Below are 20164 nucleotides of genomic sequence, written 5' to 3'. Positions count from 1 at the left end.
GGACACGACCAACCCGACCCGCGCGCTCAGCGTGCACGAACGCGCCGAATCCGAGCCGGCACGAACCTGAAGCGGCCACGGGCACCGGCAGAGCCCTAAAGCTCCTCGCCCGCCTGGCCGACGCAGAACTCGTTGCCCTCCGGGTCGGCCAGCACCGACCAGACGAGGCCGGGAATGCTGTGCACGGCGACCTCGGTGGCGCCGAGCGCGACGAGTCTGGCCACCTCGGCCTTGCGGTCCGGCACGTGCGAGTCGAAGTGGACGCGGTTCTTGCCCGGTGTGGCGTCCGGAACCTGCTGGAGGCCCAGAGCCACGCCGTGCTCGGTGTTCGGCGCGAGGACGATGAACTCGCCGCCCCAGTCGTTCTGGATCGTCGTGTTCAGCGCGGCGGTCCAGAACTGGGCGAGCTTGCGCGGGTCGCCGGTGTCGATGGTGATCATGGCAATCGTCAGGGACATGGGGCGGACGCTACCCAGGGGGTCTGACAGTTTTGGTTTGTGCAGGTCAGATGCCCGGCGACGGGCACCTTCAACCCAACCAGTAGGCTGCTCCGACAGCCCGTGAACGAGGAGTACCCACCGTGATCACCAGGATGTCGTCGCTGTTCCTGCGCACGCTTCGCGAGGACCCGGCCGACGCCGAAGTGCCCAGCCACAAGCTGCTGGTGCGCGCCGGCTACGTCCGCCGCGTCGCGCCGGGCGGGTACTCCTGGCTGCCGCTGGGGTTGCGGGTGCTGCGCAACATCGAGGCCGTCATCCGCGAGGAGATGGACGCGTTCGGCGCGCAGGAGATCCAGTTCCCCGCCCTGCTGCCCAAGGAGCCCTACGAGGCGACCAACCGGTGGGAGGAGTACGGGCCCAACATCTTCCGGCTCAAGGACCGCAAGGGCGCCGACTACCTGCTCGGGCCCACCCACGAGGAGCTGTTCACGCTCACCGTGAAGGGCGAGTACAGCTCGTACAAGGACTACCCCGTCACGCTGTACCAGATCCAGACCAAGTACCGCGACGAGGCGCGTCCCCGTGCGGGCATCCTGCGCGGCCGCGAGTTCCTGATGAAGGACTCGTACTCGTTCGACCTGACCGACGAGGGCCTCAGCAAGTCGTACCAGGACCACCGCGACGCCTACATCCGCATCTTCGACCGGCTCGGCCTGGAGTACGTGGTCGTGTCGGCGACGTCCGGTGCGATGGGCGGCAGTGCGTCCGAGGAGTTCCTGGCCGTCGCCGAGACGGGTGAGGACACCTTCGTCCGCAGCACCGAGTCCGGTTACGCGGCGAACGTCGAGGCCGTCACGACGCCCGCGCCGCCCGCGCAGTCGATCGACGACAAGCCCGCCGCTCAGGTGCACCACACGCCGAACACGCCGACCATCGAGTCGCTGGTGGACTTCCTCAACGCCAACACCGACCGCAAGTTCACCGCGGCCGACACGTTGAAGAACGTCCTGGTGAAGCTCCGGCACCCCGGCAAGGACTGGGAGCTGCTGGCGGTGGCCGTGCCCGGCGACCGCGAGGTGGACTTCAAGCGGCTGGAGGCGGCGCTGGAGCCCGCCGAGGTCGCGATGGTCGAGGAGTCGGACTTCGCCAAGAACTCGTTCCTGGTCAAGGGTTACATCGGTCCGGGCGCCCTGCAGGCCAACGGTGTCCGCTACCTCGCCGACCCCCGCGTCGTCACGGGCACCGCGTGGGTGACGGGCGCCGACAAGGCCGACCACCACGTCGTCGACCTCGTGGTGGGCCGCGACTTCACGCCCGACGGCGTCATCGACGTCGCCGAGGTCCGCGAGGGCGACCCGTCGCCGGACGGCAAGGGCGTGCTGGTCGCCGCGCGCGGCATCGAGATCGGCCACATCTTCCAGCTGGGCCGCAAGTACGCCGACGCGTTCTCGCTCGACGCGCTCGGCCCGGACTCCAAGCCCGTCCGCATCACCATGGGCTCGTACGGCATCGGCGTCTCGCGGCTCGTCGCGGCGATCGCCGAGCAGTCGCACGACGAGCGCGGCCTGATCTGGCCCCGCAACGTCGCGCCCGCCGACGTCCACATCGTCATCGCGGGCAAGGACGACGCGCTCGTCGAGGCCGGCGAGGACTTCGCGAAGCAGCTGAGCGGCAAGGGCCTCAAGGTCCTGCTGGACGACCGCAAGGCGAGCCCCGGGGTCAAGTTCACGGACGCCGAGCTGGTGGGCATCCCGACGATCCTGGTGATCGGCCGCGGCCTCAAGGACGGCACCGTCGAGGTCAAGGACCGTCGTTCCGGTGACCGCGTCGAGGTCCCGGTCGCCGAGGCGGTCGACCACCTGGTCCGCGTCGTCAAGGGCTGACAGACCGAAAGGCCGCTTCCCCGCGGGAGATGGGGAAGCGGCCTTTTTCACGCCCTGGTCACTTCTTGGCCGCTGCCTTGAAGTCCCACTTGGCCACGTCACCGGAACACGACGCCGCGGTGACCTTGCCCGAGGCATCGCGGTAGCACTTGGTGTTGTACTGCATGTCCGAGATGGTCTTGTTCGGGTTGATGGACCACTGCTGAGCCGGGCCGCCGTCGCACTTCTTCAGCAGCACCTTGCCCGACGACAACGTGGTGCACAGCTGCGGCGAGCCCTGCTCCATGAACGCGCCGTGGAACTTGAACTGCTGCGCGGCGGAACCGTTGCAGGTGGCCGTGGTGAGCTGCGAGCCGGACGCGCCGCCCTGCAGGCACTTGCCGGTCGAGACGTTCTTGTACTCACCGTTGGTGGTCTTGGGCTTCGCACCGCCGTAGCACTCGCCCGTGGACGTGTTGAAGATCGGCGTCGGGTCGACGGTGAGGTTCGACGGCGGGTTGAGGACGGTCTCCTCCATCACGGGCTTGCCGTCGTCGTGGTAGTTCGTGAGGGCGTCTTCGCAGTCGATGGCGTTCATGGCGTTGCCGCCCTTGCCACCGATCCAGGCGTCGAAGTGCCACAGCTTCGGGCCGCCGTTGGGGCCGTTGCCGTTCCAGTCCTGCTCACACGAGGAACAGCCGTCCTCCATGATGAAGTACTTCTTCACGCGCGGGAAGTAGATCTTGGTGCCCGGCTTGGCTTCTTTGCTGGACGTCGCGAACGTGATCGGGTCGGACCAGGTCCCCTTGCCGCCTGCCGTGTCGTGGATCTTCGGGTAGGAGATGTCTCCGCCCGGCGGGGTGTTGTCGTACCAGCCGTAGAAGGTCCAGAAGACCTGTTGGGATGCGGCGCTCGCGGGTGATGAAGCGAACAAACCGGACATCATGAGCAGTATGCCTGCCGCCACAGACAGGGCGCGTTTCATGCGTGCCTCCGCAAGAACCGGTGGACTTAGGCGGCGTGCATGCAGAGTCCACCGGCCTGGCGGCTTTTGTAAAGAAACTTATCTAACTATTTGCAGGAGCAATGTTCGCGACCGGACCGACGACGATGATGGCCGGAGGACGGACTTCCCAGCGCTTCACGTCGGCCCCCAGGGAGTCCAGAGTGGACCGGAAAACGCGCTGGGACGCCGTGGCGCCCTCCTGGATCACAGCGACCGGCGTGGAACCGGGACGGCCTTCCATGAGAGCAGAAGCGAAGGCACCGGCTCGTTCGACGGCCATCATCAGCACGACGGTGCCTTGCAGGCGTGCGATCGCCGGCCAGTCCACGAGAGAGCGCGGGTCATCGGGTGCGACGTGACCGGACACCACCACGACCTCGTGCGCCACGCCTCGGTGCGTCACGGGCACACCGGCCAACGCGGGCACGCCGAACGCCGATGTCACGCCCGGCACCACGGTCACCGGGATGCCGGCTTCGGCGCACGCCAGCAGCTCCTCGAAGCCGCGGCCGAAGACGTACGGGTCGCCGCCCTTCAACCGGACGACGAACTTGCCCTCCTTGGCGCGGTCGATCAGCGTCTGGTTGATGAAATCCTGCGTGGCCGCACGGCCGTAGGGAATCTTCGCCGCGTCGACGACCTCGACGTGCGCGGGCAGTTCCTCCAGCAGCTCACGCGGGGCCAGCCGGTCGGCGACGACGACGTCCGCCTGGGCCAGCAAACGCTTGCCCTTCACGGTGATCAGCTCGGCGTCCCCCGGTCCGCCACCCACCAGGGCGACCCCGACCGGCGCCGCGGTCTGGTCCGCGATCCGCCCGTCCCGCAACGCCGCCACGAGCCCGTCGCGCACGGAAGCCGAACGACGGTGCTCGCCACCCGCCAGCACACCGAGCACAAGACCGTCGTGCGTGCCCACGGCCGGTGTGACGGCTGTACCCTCGACTGCGATGTCCGCGCGCACGCAGAACACACGGTGAGAAAGCGCCTCTTCGCCGATCTGCGTGTTGACGTTGACGTTGGACGTGCACGCCACCACGTACCACGCGCCCTCGACGTCACCGGGCTGGAAGCGCCGTTGATGCCACGTCAGCTCCCCCGCGTCGACCATGCCCTGCACGGCGGGGGTGACGGACGGCGACACGAGCTCGACGGCGGCGCCGGACGCGATCAGGCGGGGCAGGCGGCGCTGGGCGACCGTGCCTCCGCCGACCACGAGGACGCGCCGGCCCCGCAGGTCGAGGCCGGCCAGGTAGTGCTGTTCAAAGGGCATGCGTAGAAGCATCCACAACCGACACGTCGTGTCCACCCGAAGGGAACATGGTCACACCCGCAGCATCTCGAACGAGGTGGCCAGGCCGCCGCCGAACCGCTGCCCCACCGCCTCGGCGACGCCGCGCAGGAACGCATCGGGATCTGCCATGTCGCCGCTCAGCGCAGCGAGATACGCCTTGTGCGCGCGCAGAGATGCCACCGCAGCGTCGAACGAGTCGGTGATGTCCACGGCGTGCGTCGACAACGGCGAAGACGCCGCCGCCACGTACCGAACACCGCTCCACGGCTCTAGGCCCAGGTCCTGGAAGATCCACCGGTTGGCCGCATCGCGCACGGCGTCGACGGCCGCGCGTCCGACCGCGATGTGGTCCGCCTGGTTCCACGCGCCGCCGGGCCAGGTGTCGCGGAAGTTGCTGACGATCACGAACTCGGGCCGGTGCCGCCGGATCGCCGCCGCGATGTCACGCCGCAACGGCACGCCGTACTCGATGACCCCGTCCTGGTGGTCCAGGAACTCGACCTCGGACACGCCCACCGCGGCGCACGACGCGATCTGCTCCTCGACGCGCAACGGCCCGGCGACCGACGGCTCCATCGTGTCGATGCCCGCCTCACCACGGCACGCCAGCACGTACGCGACTTTCTTACCCTGGGCGGTCCACCGCGCGACGGCACCCGCACCGCCGTACTCCATGTCATCGGGATGAGCGACGACGACCAGCGCGGTCGACCAGTCCTCCGGCACCGCTTCGAGATCAGCCATGCCCCGCAGGATGCGCGAGAACGTACGCACCTTGCAACTGACGGACGGCCACCACACCGTGTGCTGAGGATCGGTGTGGTGGCCGTGTCCATGCCCAGGCAAACGTCCACTGAGGACTGGCGGGTCAGAGCTGAGCGGTGATGACCGAGTTGTAAGGCGCGATCCGGCCGTAGACACCGGGGTAACCGGCCGCCGCACAGCCCTGGCCCCACGACGTGTCACCGATGAGCTTGCCACCGAACACCAGCGGGCCGCCGGAGTCGCCCTGGCAGGTGTCCACGCCACCCTGCGGGAAGCCCGCGCACACCATCGAGGTGTTGCTGTACTGCGAGTACGCGGACTTGCAGGTCGCGTCCGAGGTCAGCGGCACGTTGGCCTTCAGCAGGTACCGCGAGGCGGAACCGCCCGACGACGTGGTGCCCCAGCCGAGGATCAGCGCGGAGTTGCCCGCCGCGTACAGCGCGGTGTCGGCGGGGGTGGCGAGTGGCAGGGTGGCCGAGCTGATGTTGCGGTCCAGCGTCAGCACGGCGACGTCGTAACCGGCGGTCGCGGTGGTGTAGCTCGGGTGGATCCAGATCTTGGTCACGTTCGCGACGGTGCCGGCGGTGCTCTGCTTGTCGTCACGACCGTGCACGACCCGAGTGCTGGCGGGCGTGCGGCCCTTCGCACAGTGTGCGGCGGTGACGACCTTGTTGGCCTTCACGAGAGTGCCACCGCAGAACTGGAAGTTGGCGGTCGTCGTCAGCATGACGACCCACGGGTAGTCGGCGGTGCTGGCCCGCGTGCCACCGACGATCATCGGCGACACGTCGTCGGCGTTGGCTGCCGGTGCGGTGAAGAAGATGCTCGCGAGAGCGGACACCACGACGGACACGATCAGGCGATGCAGGGTTTTCGCCATGTTGCCAGTCCTTCCCGATGACGCTGTGTGTGCAGGGTGTCGAGCGGCGGCACACACAGCGTCACGGGTGGAGATTCGGCGGCATAACCGCCATTAGTCGGGCATGTCCGACTTCACAGTTGACCTAGCTGATGATTTTGCGTGCCTGGAACGCTGCCGCAACCGCGGTGGCATCCGCGTCACCGTAGAGCTTCTTGGCCGTGGCCACGGTCGCGTTGGCAGCCGCCTTGAAGTCGGTCGCCGGCGAGTAGGAGAACTGCGCCTCCAGCACGATCTTCGCGGACTTCTCCCTGCCGAACTTCTTGAAGATGTCGTACAGGGCACGCGACCAGATCTCACCGTCGTCGTGCACCTCGCCGGTCTTGTCGGCGATCGTCTTGTTGGTGTCGGTGCGGCGGATGCAGTGCGGCGTCGTGGTCGTGTAGGCCGTCGAGTCCCAGTCCATGACACACGCCAGCGGGGTCGTGGCCGTGTCCTTCGAGTCGCGGGAGGACATGATCATCGCCCACCAGTCGCCGAAGCCCTCACCGATCGCGCCGCCCTCCTCGGTCGAGCCGAAGCCCGGCACCTGGGCGTCCTGGATCGCGTGGCCGAGCTCGTGCCACACCACCTCGAGGTCCTCGGCGTCGTCCACCCCGCCGGTGCCGAACGTGATCAGGTCCTTCGACGGGTCGTAGAACGAGTTGTCGTCGGTCAGGCCGATCGTGGTGATCTTCTGGGACTCGTTGTTGATGTTCTTGAAGCCGAGGCTCTGGATGTACTTCTGGGCCTCCGTCACGCCCCAGTAGGCGTTGGTCTGCTCGAAGTACGGGTTGTGCCTGGTGTACTCGAACTTCCGGGTCTTGCTGTACGCCAGCTTGCTCTTGGCACCCGTCACCTGGGCGTAGTCACCCTTGAGGTAGCCGGAGCTGTCCAGGTTGGACAGCGTGACCGACTTGTACGCACTGGCGGGCACGGCCGAGTCGGCGTCGTTGTTGTCCGTGAGGCTCTCGTTCTGCAGCGCCACCACGGGGTTCGGGCTGAACACCTTGCCGGTGCCGTCGTAGTGCTTGACCAGGCTCTCCGACTTCATGACGGCGCCGGTCCCCGCGTGCACGAGGGTGCGCTCGGATCCCTTGCCGTTGTCGGAGATCACCTCGTAGACGAGCCCGGTCCCGGGCAGCACCTTGAGGTTCGCGCCTTCCGGCACACCGGCGGACTTGGTCTTGGCTTCCTCCGCGGTGACGGCGGGCGTGACGTCGACCGAGCCGACGGCGAGGCGACCGTCGTCCACGGTCTTCACGCCGGTCGCCTTGTCGACGTGCTCGACGTAGTAGGCGCCCAGCACGGGCTTTCCGTCGTAGGTCTGCTCGTACCAGGTGTGCGTGGCGGTCAGCGAGTCGCGGATGGCCAGCAGGCGCAGGCCTTCCTTGGCGGCGGCGGCCTGAGCGTTGATCGTCAGCAGGGACAGTGCGACGCCGGCGGTGCAGGCGACAGCGACGAGACGACGGGATCTCATGTCGGTCTCCAGAGCATCGGGCCCGAGGCAGGGAGTGGGCCGTGTGCGCGGGGACGCTAATCAAGAAATCTTCGACGGAGACCCTACGAAAGGAGGAAAACCGTCAGTGTTCCCATACTCCGGGAACAACAATTACGTCGGCTTCGACCGGAATGTCCAGCGTTGGCCCGGTTCCGAAAGCGACGAACGCGACGGCCGCACCCACCGCGGCCAAGTCGCAGGCGCCCTCGTGGCGGATCTCGGTGCCGGGACGCAACAAGGACGAGACCGCGTCGATCGCTTCCGGTGTGCCCACCACGAACGCCGCCCGCCGGATCTCCGCCTCCGCACGCGGAGTGCGTTCCTCCGCGGCGCCCGGTCCCAGCCCGACCAGCGCGAGGCGGCCGCGCGGCAGCACCCGTGCCGCGGCCACGGTCACGTTGTCCCGCTTGAACTTCTCGGCCGCGAGCTCGATCCGCCCGCCGTGCCCGATGCTCCGCGCGCCGCGCAACGCCGCCGCTTCCGCCACACTCGCGGTGCCCATCGAGTTGCGCACCACCGAGCTCGGGTTCGGCACACCGATCTCGGCCAGCTCCTCGGTCGGGAACGTCAGCAGCTCGGCCGTGTCGCCGTGCCAGAAGCCCCAGTCCTCCACCGCGTCCACGATGCCGGGCTCGTCCGCTTTGGCGTCCGCCGTCGCGAAAGCCTTGATGGCACGCAGATCCAGCCCGCCCTGCGCGTCCAGTTCGGCCAACGCGGCACCCACGCTCGTGGCCGACGCACCGCGCGTCGAGCCCACGCCGACGACGAGGGTGCGCGGGACGATCCGCAGCACGTTGTCCTTGGCGGCGGCCGCCCGGTCGTCGATGACGATCATCCAGGTCGCGTCCTCGCCCGCGCCCACGACGTTGGGCGGCAGGGCGGGCAGCGGGAAGCCCAACGGGTTGCGCAGCACGACCTTCTCGCCCGCCTCGATGGCGGCGGCGCAGGCCTCGACGTTGCCGTCGGCGGTGGCGTCGAGCTGCTCGACCAGCTCGTCCAGCACCGAGTCGATCGACGGACCGCCCGTCACGACGGCCGTGCGGTTGAGCGCGTCGGCGACGTGGCGGGCGAACGCGTCGGCGTCACCAGCCAGTGCCACGACGAAATGCGCGTCCACGCACACCACGGCCGGGTCGGATCGCCTGTCCCGCACCAGGGGCGCGATCAACCGGACCGCGGAGCCCGCGTCCAGGAACAGCACCACCGCGCCGAGGCGCGGCCACAACCGTTGCACGGCCGGCTTGAGCGGACCGTCCGGCACGACCGCGTCCGCACCCAGCAGACCGGCGAGATCGGCCGCGTCACCGCGCTGCGCCGCACCGGCGAACACACCGATCACTTCTTCGTTCCCCACAACACGGTCACCGGGACCGCCGGAGCGAATCCCGAGTCGAGCAACCTGGAGGCGGTCCAGTGCACGCCTTCCACCTCGTACCCGGCGGCCACCAGCGCGTCCCGCGCGGGCACGATCTCGTCCACCCGTTCCGTCACGACGACCACGCGCCGGGCGCTCACCGCAGCGGACGCCTTGACCTCGGCCAGCTGACCGCGTCCGACGAACACGGCGTCCGGGCGGGGCAACGACGCCGTGTCCAGCTCGGCTTCCTCGACCCGCACGTCGACGCCGTGCGCCGACGCGTTCGCGATGATCCGCACGCACTGCACGGGATCCGGCTCGACCGCGAGCACCGCGGCACCCAGGCGGGCGCATTCCACGGCCACCGCGCCGGAACCGGCCAGCACGTCCCACACCAGCACGCCGGGCCGCGGGGCGAGCCGGGCCAGCACGAACGCCCGGACCTCCGCGCCGAGGACGTGGCTGCGGCTCGCGAACGCGTCGTCCGGCAGCGCCCAGCCGTCGTTCGAGACGAGGAACTCGTTGTCCGCCAAGCACAACACCGCGTCCGGTGCGGTCCAGCGGCGGGTCACCGCATCACGCGGGTCCACTGTGGTCAGCTCGCCGGAGTCCGAGACGACCATCGTGCGGCGCCAGCCCGCGAGACCCGCGCCGATCTCGGCCGGTCCGATGCCCTCGGCGAGCTTGACGATCACGGCGGAACGGGCGCGGCACACGTTCAGCGCGGGACGCAGACCGTCCGCCGCGTCGACGGTCTCGACGGGGCGTCCGGCTGCTTCCCGCAACTTCTCCAGCGACATCAGTTCGTGGTGCGCTTCGGCTTACGCGCGGCGGGCTTCTTCTTCGGCGTGGCCGTCGAGGCGCGGACCGTCGGCGGCTTCGGCTTCTCCGCCGCGACGACCGTCAGCTTCGGCTTCGGCGCGGCCTCCTCGGCCGGCTTGCGCACCGACTGCTGTATTTCCTCGACCGCGGTCCACGCCGGGTTCGGCTCCGCGGCGGGCGCCTGCGCGGGCGCGGGGATGGGCTCGTCGGCCCGCGTCGCGATGCGCGTGGCGGCACGACGCGACCACCGCGTCGGGCGGGCCGCGCGGATCGGCTCGTCCACCGACGTCGTGGCCGAGGTGGAGACACGGCGCGTGGGCGCCTTCACCGCCGTGCCGACGAGGAACAGCGTCGGGCGGTACAGCTTGTGCTGCTTCACCACCGACTCCAGCTCGCCGACCGTCGTGTGCACGACCAGTTCGTCGGCCTGGCTCACCTTGTACGCGACGACGACCGGCGTCTCGCGCGTGTAGCCGCCCTGCAGCAGCTTCTCGACGAACTGACCGGTGCGCGCACCCGAGACCGTGGCGGCCATCGTGGTCTGCAGCGCGGCGAACTCGGCGACCAGCTCGCTGCTCTCCGGCGAGATCAGCACGGTCGACGACGCCTCGGTCAGCGTGAGCTCGCGACCGATCCGGGCAGCGGCGGCGGCCACCACGGAGACACCCGGCACGACCTCGACCTCAAGACCGAGACGCACGCACAGGTCGTACTGCTCCTGCACACCACCACCGGTCGCGGCATCGCCCGTGTGCAGACGGACGACCGTCTGCCGTGAGGCGGCCGCACGGCGGTAGAGATCGGTGATCTCCTCGGACGTGACGCGCGAGAAGTCGACCAGGTCGGCGTCGGCGCGGGCGTGCTCGCGCACGCACTCGGCGTCGACCGCGCTGGGGGCCCAGATGACGACGTCGGCTTCCGCGATGCGGCGCGCGCCTCGGAGAGTGATGAGGTCGGCGGCACCCGGACCGGCGCCGACGAAGGAAACCCGACCGGTCGTCGTCACGACAGCTCCACAGGGGTTCGGACTTTGGCTTAGGCGAAGACCGTACCGCCTGCCGTTCCGGCCACGAACGGGTGGCAGGCCCGCACGAACCGGGCTACGGCTTCCGGATCACCTGCCGGGTGCGTGTGGAGGTACGACGCGTGCACTCCGCCCTTCACGAAACCCTCCGCGACCGGCCGGGAGTCGACGCCGCGCCAGTGCCACGCGGGTGGCGTCGAGTGCGGTGTGGACAGCTGGGTCCGGTGGAACTCGTGGCCGGTGACGCGGCTGCCCGGCGGGTGCAGCGGTGAGCCCGCGGACGCGACGGCGTCCCGGTAACCCAAGGTCAGCTTCGGGGTCATGAACCCGTCGGCGTCGAGCACCCCGCACATCGGGTGCCCGTCGAGCGATCTCGCCAGGTACAGCAACCCGCCGCACTCGGCGTGCACCGGCGCACCCGATCGAGCGAACCGGGCGACCGCGTCGCGCAACTTCACGTTGGCCGACAAAGCTTCCGCGTGCTGCTCGGGGAACCCGCCCGGCAGCACGAGTCCCGCGGTGCCCTCAGGCAGATCGTCGTCGTTGAGGGGGTCGACGACCGCCACGGCCGCGCCCGCCGCCTTGAGGATTTCGACGTGCTCGGCGTAGCCGAACGTGAACGCCGCTCCGCCCGCGACCGCGACCAGCGGTTCTCCGGTCACCGGTTCGACCTGGGGCTCCCACGCGGCAACCGCCATCGCGGGCACCGACGCCAGCCCGCGCACCGCTTCGAGATCGACGTGCTCGGCGACGGCGGCGGCGATCGCGTCGACGGCCCGCACCGCCTCCGAGCCGTGCTCCGCTGCCGTGACGAGGCCTAGATGCCTTGAGGGCAAGGAGAACTGCGGGTCTCTCGGCAGCACGCCGAGCACGTCCAGGCCGACCTCGTCGCACGCCGACCTGAGCACCTGCTCGTGCCGTTCCGACCCGACCTGGTTGAGGATCACGCCGCCGAGCCGGACCGTCGGGTCGTAGCCGCGGAAACCGTGCAGCAGGGCCGCGAGCGACCGGCTCTGGCCGCGCGCGTCCACGACGAACAGCACCGGCGCGTTGATCAGCTTGGCCACGTGGGCGGTCGAGCCGACGCCCGCGGTGTCGACGCGCCCGTCGAACAGGCCCATCACGCCTTCGACGACCGCGATGTCGCAGCCCTTGGCGCCGTGCGCGAACAGGCCGGGGACGCGGTGCTCGCCGACGAGCACCGGATCCAGGTTGCGGCCGGGGCGCCCGGTGGCGAGCGAGTGGTAGCCGGGGTCGATGTAGTCGGGGCCGACCTTGAACGGCGCGACGCGTGACCCGGTGCGGCGCAGCGCGGCCATGAGGCCCGTCGCGACGGTGGTCTTGCCGCTGCCCGAGGCCGGGGCGGCGACGACCAGCCTGTTCACCACTCGATCCCCCGCTGGCCCTTCTGCCCGGCGTCCATCGGGTGCTTGACCTTGGTCATCTCCACCACGAGGTCGGCGGCCTCGACGAGCTTTTCCGGCGCGTACCGCCCGGTGATCACCACGTGCTGGTGACCGGGCCGGGTGACCAGCGTGTCGACGACCTCGTCGACGTCGATCCAGCCCCAGTGCAGCGGGTAGGTGAACTCGTCGAGCACGTAGAAGCCGTGGCGTTCGGCCCGCAGCCTGCGGGCGATCTCCCGCCAGCCTTCGAGCGCGGCGGCGGCGTGGTCTTCCTCGGTGCCCTGCTTGCGGGACCACGACCAGCCCTCGCCCATCTTGTGCCACTCGACCGCGCCGCCCTCGCCGGTCTCGTCGTGCAGCCGGCCGAGCGCCTTGAACGCGGACTCCTCGCCGACCTTCCACTTGGCGGACTTCACGAACTGGAACACGCCGATGTCCCAGCCCTGGTTCCAGCCGCGCAACGCCATGCCGAACGCCGACGTCGACTTCCCCTTCATCTCACCGGTGTGCAGCATGAGCAACGGCCGGTTGCGGCGCTGGCGCGTCGTCAGGCCGTCCTTCGGCACCTCGGTGGGCTGTCCCTGTGGCACTGGGGTTTCTCCTTATGCGGCGCGGACGACGCCGGCGAGGTGGTCGGCGCTGAGCTGGTCGAGACGGACGCAGGTGCCGTGCAACGCCTCGGCGATCTTCTGGGCGAGGCCGAGGCGGATGTGGCCCTGTTCGCAGTCGACGACCACGACCGCGGTCTGTTCGAGCAGGCCCGCGGCCTTCAGCGCGTCCTTGGTCGGGTCGCCGCCGAGTCCTGACGACGTCGCGCGGCCATCGGTGAGGAGGACGACCAGCGGGCGCTTGCGCGGGTCCCGCAGCCGTTCGATCTCCAGGACCCGGTGGGCCTTGAGGATGCCGTCCGCGAGCGGCGTGCGGCCGCCGGTGCGCATCTTCTTGAGCCTGGTCGCGGCCGCGTCGACGGACGTCGTCGGGGGCAGGGCCACTTCGGCGTTCTGACCGCGGAACGTCACCACGCCGACCTTGTCCCGGCGCTGGTAGGCGTCACGCAGCAGGGAGACGACCGCGCCGCTGACCGCGGACATCCGCTGACGTGCGGCCATCGAACCGGAAGCGTCGACGACGAACAGGATGAGGTTGGACTCCTTGCCCTCCCGCACGGCCTTGCGGAGGTCGGATCCCTCCAGCTTCAGGCCGGGCCCGCTGCGGCCGCGGGCCTGCTGGTGCGGCGCCGCGTTCGTGAGGGTGTCGACCAGGTGCAGTCCGCTTCCGTCCACTTCGGACGAACGCACGACCCGGCCGGTGCGGGCACGGGCCCTGGACCGCTTGCCCGGCGCGCCTTCCCCGACTCCGGGAACCTCCAGCAGGCGTGCTTTGAACGCCGGCGCGGGTTCCGGTGCCGGACGGTCCTGCGGCGCGTTCCCGTTGCCCGCCGGGCCTTCCTGCGGTTCGGGCAGCTCACCACCGCCGGGGCCGTCGTCGTCCGGGCCGTCTGGCTCGTCCGCGTGCTCGGCGGCCTGGCGCATCGCGTCTTCGAGCTGCTGCTCCTCGATGCCCGGCTCGTCGAACGGGTCGCGCCGACGACGGTGCGGCAGAGCGAGCCGGACGGCGGTCTCGACGTCGGTCTCCTCCACCTCCGTCGCGCCGCGCCAGGCCGCGTGGGCGGTGGCGGCACGGGCGACGACGAGGTCCGCGCGCATGCCGTCGACCTCGAAAGCCGCGCAGACGGCGGCGATCCTGCGCAGCTCACCGTCCGGAAGGGACACTCGCGGGAGGTTCGCGCGTGCCTGCGTGATCTGCTGCTTGAGCTTCGCGTCCTCGTCCGCCCACTTCGCGGCGAACGTCACCGGGTCGGCCTCGTAGGCGAGCCGGCGCCGGATCACCTCGGTGCGGACACCGACGTCCCGTGCCGCCTTCACCGCCACGGTCAGCCCGAACCGGTCGAGCAGCTGCGGCCGCAGCTCGCCCTCCTCGGGGTTCATCGTGCCGACCAGCAGGAACTGCGACGGGTGCGACACCGAGACGCCTTCGCGCTCCACGTGCGCCCGCCCCATCGCCGCCGCGTCGAGCAGCAGGTCGACCAGGTGGTCGTGCAGCAGGTTGACCTCGTCGACGTAGAGCACGCCCCGGTGCGCCGCGGCCAGCAGCCCGGGCTGGAACGCCCGCACCCCCTCGGTCAGCGCCTTCTCCAGGTCGAGCGACCCGACCAGCCGGTCCTCGGTGGCACCGACCGGCAACTCGACGAGTTTCGCGGGCCTGCGCTCACTGCCGTCGTGCGGCGCGTCCGGGCAGTCCGTCGTGCCCGGCACGCAGCCGAACCGGCAGTTCTCGGAGACGTCCAGCTCGGGCAGCAGCGCGGCCAGGGCACGCACGATCGTCGACTTCGCGGTCCCCTTCTCGCCGCGCACGAGAACACCGCCGATACCGGGGTGCACGGCGTTCAGCAGCAGGGCCAGCCGGAGGTCGTCATGTCCGACGACAGCCGAAAAGGGGAACATGCTCGGCGAAGTCCTTCCTCGGGTGTCCACGCCCGTGGCCGGTGGTCGAAAGAGGGGGACGAGTTCCTGACTCCCGGCCTCCTCCTCGAGAACCGGTCACAGTCGCGGGACGGCGCCGGATTCGCACCGGCTTCCTCGCACTCCCCTCACAGCCCCGGCATCGTCGCATTTCGGTCCTGCCGGTCCAACAGCCAGGTGAGCGACATCGCGTCGCGGACGCGGCAGGCTGCTGGTTCTCAGTCGCACTAGCGCTGCGAAGTCCTGGCAACCGAGGTCGCGGACGCGCTGGTAGAGCAACTTCTCGTCCGCTTCCAGGACCGAGTCGTCCTGCTCGAGGACGAGCATCGGACTCCGCGAGGTCTGTGGTCACCTGACAACACCACGGCCGCCGCGATGTCACATCAGAGCAGGCTCTGGAACTCCGCCCACGCCTCCCGCACCTCGTCGCCCGTCCACTCCAGCGCGGGCTCCGCCACCGTGACCTCGGTCTTGGCCATCTGACCGTCCCGCCAGAACCGCCCGAGGAACTTCCCGCTCGCCTCGGTCAGCCGGGCCGGGTCGCCGGGCAGGTGCAGCGCGAACTGGTGGGTGTGCGGCTCCGGCAGGCCCATCGCCTCGGCGACCACCTTGGCGTGCGCGACGTAGGTGCCCAGGCGGGGCAGCACGGTGTCGAGGCCGTGCAGGGCCGACAGCGCCGCCGGCCACTGCTGGAACAGCATGCCGCCGTAGCGGTGCCGCCAGACGCGGGCCTGGTCGACGAAGTCCCGGGTGCCGGCGAGTGCCGCACCGGAGATGCCCTCCAGCGACTTGTAGAACGAGACGTAGATCGAGTCGAAGAGGCCCGCGATCTCCTCCAACGGCTTGCCGAGGCCGTACGTGCTCTCCCACAGACGGGCGCCGTCGAGGTGCACGACGGCGTCGCGGTCGCGGGCGGCGTCGACCACGGACACCAGCTCGTCCCAGGTCGGCAGGACGAAGCCGGCCTCGCGGTCGGGGACCTCCACCAGCAGCGTGCCGAACGGTTCCGGGCAGTCCGCCACGTGCTCGTTCGCGACCTTGATCGGGCGGAGGCCGGACAGGACGGTCAGCGCGTCGTCCTCGTGGTGCAGGGGGTGGGCCAGCGGGTGCATCGCCACGATCGGGTTGTGGGTGCGGTCGGCCCAGCAGCGCAGGGCGATCTGCTGCGCCATGGTGCCGGTCGGCACGAACAGCGCCGCCTCGGTGCCGAGCAGTTGCGCGACCCGCGTTTCCAGGGCGCCCACCGGGCCGCCTTCGCCGTAGCGGTCCGGGTCGACGTCCGGCACCGGGCCGAGCAACTCCAGCAGCGACTTCTTGCGGACTCCCGAGAGCTGGCGGTTCATCACCCCGGCATCAAACCCCAGCGGCCAGCGTGTTCGCGAGCGAAATGACGCCCGCTCGGATGTCGTGGGCGGTCATGCCCTGGTCGAGCAGGAACGCGATGTGCTCGCCGCGCAGCACGGCCAGCAGGGTGTGGGCCTTGAAGGTGGAGCCGACGAGCCCCGTCAGCCGGTCGACGGTGAGCTGGAAGTTGCCCTCGCAGCTGCGGGTCGTGGTCCGCTCGACCGCGATCACCAGCGGCAACGACGCCAGCACGTGGTCGAACAGGGTGCCGGCGAACTCGGCGGCGGTGCGGCACTCCAGTGAGGCGACCTTGATCCACGACGCGGCCGTCTCGTCCACGACGGCCTGGATGAGGCCCGCCTTGTCGCCGAACCTGCGGAACACCGTGCCCTTGCCGACGCCCGCCGCCGCGGCCACGTCCTCCATCGACACGGCCTCGACGCCGTGCTCGCAGATCAGGTCGGTGGCGGCCGCGAGCAACGCGGCCCGGTTGCGCGCGGCATCGGCTCGCATCACAGCTCCTTGACATAAGCGGACTGACGGTCCGTATAGTAGCAACCGGACCGTCAGTCCGCTTACTGGGGGAGATCACGAGATGAAGGCAGTGCGGTTCCACGAGTTCGGCGGCCCCGAGCTGCTGGTCGCGGAAGAGGTCGCGGACCCGGTCGGCGACACCCTTGTCGACGTCACCGCGATCGGCCTCAACTACGGCGAGACGGTCATCCGCCGCGGCAAGGGGCGCGAGCTCTTCCCGTGGTATCCGGGCCCGACGCTGCCCGCCGTCCTGGGCTCGGAGGTCGTCGGCATCACGCAGGACGGACGCCGCGTCATCGGCGTGCCGAGAGACGGCGCCTACGCCACGAAGGCCGTCGTCGAAGATCCGGTCGAGCTGCCGGACGACGTGAGCGACCACGAGGCCCTGGCCCTGTTCCTGCAGGGCACCACCGCGGTCGCCGCAGCGAAGGCGGCGCGCATCCGACCGGGCGACCGGGTGCTGGTCGAAGCGGCGAACGGCGGCGTCGGCACCCTGCTCGGGCAGCTCGCGGAACGGGCGGGCGCGACCGTGCTGAAGGCGTCCAGCAGGTGCGGCATCGGCTACGACTGGGACGGTCTGGAGCCCGTGGACGTCGTGTTCGAGTCGATCGGCGGCCGGATCGGCCGCAACGCGTTCGAGCTGCTCAAGGACGGCAGCGGACGGATGGTCGTCTTCGGGTACGCGAGCGGTGAGCCGTTGGACGTCACAGCCGGCGACATCTTCCGCAAGGGTGTCGCGGTCATGGGCCTGCCGCGCGACGTCACGCTGCAAGAGGTCTTCAGCCACAACCTCAAGCCGGTGCTCGGCGACGTCTACAAGCTCGACGAGATCGCCGAGGCGCACCGGGCGCTGGAGGCCCGCACGACGACGGGCAAGCTCATCGCGCGACCGTGACCGACTTCGGTGCGCGGAACGACAGCAGGTTCAGCCACTCCGGCGCCGGCCCGACCAGGTGCAACGACGGTTCGTGCGCCGCCACGGTCCGCAGCACCACCGCGGTTTCCAACCGGGCCAGACCGGCGCCGAGGCAGAAGTGGCGGCCGTACCCGAACGCCAGGTGCCGCGGGTCGTTCTCCTTGCCGCTCAACAACAGCACCAGCTCGGCACCGGCAGGCACGCGCACCCCGGACAGCACCACCTCGCGGGCGGTCAGCCGGCGCCAGGTCACCACGGGCGTCTCGGTCCGCAGCACGTCCTCGACGAACGACTCGGCGACCTCCCGGTCGGCCAGCCGCGCCCACAGCGCACGGTCCCGCAACGCCCGGTGCAACGCCGTGGACAGCAGCTGGGTCGTCGTCTCCTGACCGGCGATCAGCAGGAAGTAGCAGAGGCCGGCGGAGTCCTCGGCGGAGACGCCGGCGTCGGCGAGCGCGCAGAACAGCTCGCCGTCGCGCGCGTGGTAGCGCTTGACCAGCCACTGGTGGAAGTCGCCGACGTCGTCGACCAGCTCCAGCTGGCGTTCGCGGGTGATGTCGCCCCAGAAGAACTCCAGCGAGCCGGAGCTCCAGCGCTTCAACGTCGGGATGTCGACGTTCTCCAGGCCGAGCAGCTCCATCAGCACGATCGCGGGCAGGTCCCACGCCAGGTCGCGCACGAGATCCTTGCCACCAAGACGTTCCAAAACGAGCTCACGAATGCGAGGCTCGGCCGCCGCGACCCGCGAGGGCGTGAAGAACGACGCCACCAGGCGGCGAAGGCCCGCGTGCGACGCAGAACCGTTGTTCGCGAGCGTCGGCGGCAACGAGAACCGGGCCCTCACCAGGGCGCGCAGCGCCGCGGGTGCCACCGGCGTGACGGCGGTCAGCGCGTTGTCGGGCAGGTAGGTGACAGGATCTGCCAGCACCGCGCGCACGTCGTCGTAGGCCGACACCACCCAGCGGCCGTCGCAGAACTGCACCGGCGAGGTGAGCTCGGCACGCGTGAAGGTGAACAGGTCCACAAGCGGCACGCTAGTCGGCGGATGGGAGACTCAGGCGGTGACCGTGAGCACAACTGAGGCGATTTCCAGTGGTGGTGAGTCGACGTTCGACTGGATCGACGTCCGCTCCGAAGCGCGCGCCAAGGCGGGTCTGACCCGCCGCGTCCGGCCGCGCACGGCGGACTCGACCGATCTCGACCTCGCCGGCAACGACTACCTCGGGCTCGCCAAGGACAAGCGCGTCGCCGGTGCCGCGGCCGCCGCCACGCTCAAGTGGGGTGCGGGCTCGACGGGATCGCGCCTGGTCACGGGGTCGACGGAGCTGCACGCCGAGCTGGAGTACGAGCTCGCGAACTTCTGCGGCGCGCAGTCCGCGCTGGTCTTCAGCAGCGGCTACGCGGCGAACCTCGGCGCGGTCACGGCGCTCACCGGGCCCGGCACCGCGATCGTGGCCGACCAGCACATCCACGCGTCGCTGATCGACGGCACGCGACTGTCCAAAGCGGACGTCGTCGTCACCGACCACTGCAACGTCGGCAAGGTCCGGCACGCGCTGGAGACCCGCGGCAAGCGCCGCGCGATCGTCGTCACGGACTCGGTGTTCTCCGTCGACGGCGACATCGCGCCGCTCAACGAACTGCACGAGGCCTGCCGCGCCACCGGTGCCGCGCTCGTGGTCGACGACGCGCACGGACTCGGCGTGGTCGGACCGGGCGGACGCGGCGCGGTCGCCGAGGCGGGCATCATCAAGGCACCGGACGTGATCACCACGCTGACGCTGAGCAAGTCGCTCGGCGCGCAGGGCGGCGCGGTCCTCGGCCCGAGCCGGGTGATCAAGCACCTGATCGACACCGCGCGCACGTTCATCTTCGACACCGGACTCGCGCCTTCGAGCGCGGCGGCCGCGCTCGCGGCGATCAAGATCCTGCGCGAGGAACCGGACCGCCCCGAGCGCGCGCTGACCGTGGCGCACGACCTGAGCAACCGCCTGAAGGAGGCCGGTTTCCAGGTCAGCACGCCCGCGGCCGCCGTGGTGAGCGTCCGCGCGCCCGGCCCGGAGCAGGCGTTCCGGTGGGCGGAGAGCTGCCGCACCAACGGCGTGGTCGTCGGCTGCTTCCGGCCGCCGTCGGTGCCGGACCAGATCAGCAGGCTGCGGCTGACCGCGCGCGCCGACCTGACCGAGGCCGACATCGAACGCGCGGTGCGCGTGATCACGGAGTGCGCGGCGTCCGCAGGTGTGGAATCCCGTCCTCGATGAGGCCCGCACCCTTCACGACCGAAGTGCACGCGGGGAGCTTTCGTGCGCTCCTACCGCACGCGAGGGCCCCGCGTGCGACCCCGACCGGGCAGGGCGGGGTCACGGAGTGCGCTGCATCCACAGGTGTGGAATCCCGTCCTCGATGAGGCCCGCACCCTTCACGACCGAAGTGCACGCGGGGAGCTTTCGTGCGCTCCTACCGCACGCGAGGGCCC

General features: G+C 70.2%; 18 protein-coding genes and 1 riboswitch. Of the genes, 3 read left to right on the top strand and 15 right to left on the bottom strand.

What is annotated here, in order from left to right; all coding sequences use genetic code 11:
• Positions 1 to 95: 95 nt before the first annotated feature.
• Positions 96 to 458: a VOC family protein gene (locus ABZV40_RS03570; protein WP_355435138.1), complete on the bottom strand. Its 363-nt coding sequence runs from the start codon at positions 456 to 458 to the stop codon at positions 96 to 98.
• A 122-nt stretch (positions 459 to 580) separates the two neighbouring features.
• Between ABZV40_RS03570 and ABZV40_RS03565 the strand changes: the two genes are divergently transcribed.
• On the top strand, positions 581 to 2323 hold the full coding sequence (locus ABZV40_RS03565) for a proline--tRNA ligase (RefSeq protein WP_355435135.1): 1743 nt from the start codon (positions 581 to 583) through the stop codon (positions 2321 to 2323).
• Between the two features lie 58 nt (positions 2324 to 2381).
• Here ABZV40_RS03565 and ABZV40_RS03560 read toward each other — a convergent pair whose 3' ends face one another.
• The 13 genes from ABZV40_RS03560 to ABZV40_RS03500 all read right to left on the bottom strand — a co-directional run bounded on the left by ABZV40_RS03560 (position 2382) and on the right by ABZV40_RS03500 (position 16751).
• On the bottom strand, positions 2382 to 3245 hold the full coding sequence (locus ABZV40_RS03560; RefSeq protein ID WP_355435134.1) for an RICIN domain-containing protein: 864 nt from the start codon (positions 3243 to 3245) through the stop codon (positions 2382 to 2384).
• A gap of 124 nt (positions 3246 to 3369) precedes the next feature.
• On the bottom strand, positions 3370 to 4578 hold the full coding sequence (gene cobA / locus ABZV40_RS03555) for a uroporphyrinogen-III C-methyltransferase (protein ID WP_355435130.1): 1209 nt from the start codon (positions 4576 to 4578) through the stop codon (positions 3370 to 3372).
• Positions 4579 to 4629: 51 nt separating this feature from the next.
• Positions 4630 to 5343 (bottom strand): PIG-L deacetylase family protein, encoded by a 714-nt coding sequence (locus ABZV40_RS03550; RefSeq protein ID WP_355435128.1) that lies wholly within the window; start codon positions 5341 to 5343, stop codon positions 4630 to 4632.
• A 124-nt stretch (positions 5344 to 5467) separates the two neighbouring features.
• The gene (locus tag ABZV40_RS03545; RefSeq protein ID WP_355435125.1) at positions 5468 to 6244 is read right to left on the bottom strand and encodes a serine protease; all 777 of its coding nucleotides are present in this window, start codon (positions 6242 to 6244) and stop codon (positions 5468 to 5470) included.
• A gap of 124 nt (positions 6245 to 6368) precedes the next feature.
• Positions 6369 to 7742 (bottom strand): M4 family metallopeptidase, encoded by a 1374-nt coding sequence (locus ABZV40_RS03540; RefSeq protein WP_355435122.1) that lies wholly within the window; start codon positions 7740 to 7742, stop codon positions 6369 to 6371.
• A gap of 103 nt (positions 7743 to 7845) precedes the next feature.
• Positions 7846 to 9102 carry a cobalamin biosynthesis protein gene (locus ABZV40_RS03535; RefSeq protein WP_355435119.1) on the bottom strand — a complete coding sequence of 419 codons (1257 nt, stop codon included), beginning with the start codon at positions 9100 to 9102 and terminating at the stop codon, positions 7846 to 7848.
• Positions 9099 to 9920 (bottom strand): hypothetical protein, encoded by an 822-nt coding sequence (locus tag ABZV40_RS03530; RefSeq protein WP_355435116.1) that lies wholly within the window; start codon positions 9918 to 9920, stop codon positions 9099 to 9101. The genes ABZV40_RS03535 and ABZV40_RS03530 overlap by 4 nt, the downstream gene beginning before the upstream one ends.
• Positions 9920 to 10948 carry a cobalt-precorrin-4/precorrin-4 C(11)-methyltransferase gene (locus tag ABZV40_RS03525; protein ID WP_355435113.1) on the bottom strand — a complete coding sequence of 343 codons (1029 nt, stop codon included), beginning with the start codon at positions 10946 to 10948 and terminating at the stop codon, positions 9920 to 9922. The genes ABZV40_RS03530 and ABZV40_RS03525 overlap by 1 nt, the downstream gene beginning before the upstream one ends.
• A 29-nt stretch (positions 10949 to 10977) precedes the next feature.
• Positions 10978 to 12351 (bottom strand): cobyrinate a,c-diamide synthase, encoded by a 1374-nt coding sequence (locus tag ABZV40_RS03520; RefSeq protein ID WP_355435110.1) that lies wholly within the window; start codon positions 12349 to 12351, stop codon positions 10978 to 10980.
• Positions 12348 to 12962: a cob(I)yrinic acid a,c-diamide adenosyltransferase gene (gene cobO, locus ABZV40_RS03515; protein WP_355435106.1), complete on the bottom strand. Its 615-nt coding sequence runs from the start codon at positions 12960 to 12962 to the stop codon at positions 12348 to 12350. The genes ABZV40_RS03520 and cobO overlap by 4 nt, the downstream gene beginning before the upstream one ends.
• 12 nt (positions 12963 to 12974) lie before the next feature.
• On the bottom strand, positions 12975 to 14876 hold the full coding sequence (locus ABZV40_RS03510; RefSeq protein WP_355435103.1) for a putative cobaltochelatase: 1902 nt from the start codon (positions 14874 to 14876) through the stop codon (positions 12975 to 12977).
• Positions 14877 to 14915: 39 nt separating this feature from the next.
• Positions 14916 to 15056: riboswitch (cobalamin riboswitch) on the bottom strand.
• A gap of 221 nt (positions 15057 to 15277) precedes the next feature.
• Positions 15278 to 16237: a beta-eliminating lyase-related protein gene (locus tag ABZV40_RS03505; RefSeq protein WP_355435100.1), complete on the bottom strand. Its 960-nt coding sequence runs from the start codon at positions 16235 to 16237 to the stop codon at positions 15278 to 15280.
• Between the two features lie 10 nt (positions 16238 to 16247).
• A complete protein-coding gene (locus ABZV40_RS03500) occupies positions 16248 to 16751 on the bottom strand; it encodes a helix-turn-helix domain-containing protein (protein ID WP_355435097.1) in 504 nt (167 codons plus the stop codon).
• Positions 16752 to 16833: 82 nt separating this feature from the next.
• Between ABZV40_RS03500 and ABZV40_RS03495 the strand changes: the two genes are divergently transcribed.
• Positions 16834 to 17667: a zinc-binding dehydrogenase gene (locus ABZV40_RS03495; protein WP_355435094.1), complete on the top strand. Its 834-nt coding sequence runs from the start codon at positions 16834 to 16836 to the stop codon at positions 17665 to 17667.
• Here the strand turns inward: ABZV40_RS03495 and ABZV40_RS03490 are convergent.
• Positions 17651 to 18712, bottom strand: coding sequence for a hypothetical protein (locus ABZV40_RS03490; RefSeq protein WP_355435091.1), 1062 nt, complete (start codon positions 18710 to 18712; stop codon positions 17651 to 17653). The two genes, ABZV40_RS03495 and ABZV40_RS03490, sit on opposite strands and share 17 nt — an antisense overlap.
• Positions 18713 to 18755: 43 nt before the next feature.
• On the opposite strand from ABZV40_RS03490, the gene ABZV40_RS03485 reads away from it, so the two are divergent.
• Positions 18756 to 19949 (top strand): 8-amino-7-oxononanoate synthase, encoded by a 1194-nt coding sequence (locus tag ABZV40_RS03485; RefSeq protein ID WP_355435088.1) that lies wholly within the window; start codon positions 18756 to 18758, stop codon positions 19947 to 19949.
• Positions 19950 to 20164: the final 215 nt, after the last annotated feature.

Source organism: Lentzea sp. NPDC004782 (assembly GCF_040609115.1).
GTDB lineage: Bacteria > Actinomycetota > Actinomycetes > Mycobacteriales > Pseudonocardiaceae > Lentzea.
This window is presented reverse-complemented; position numbering and strand designations above follow the sequence as displayed.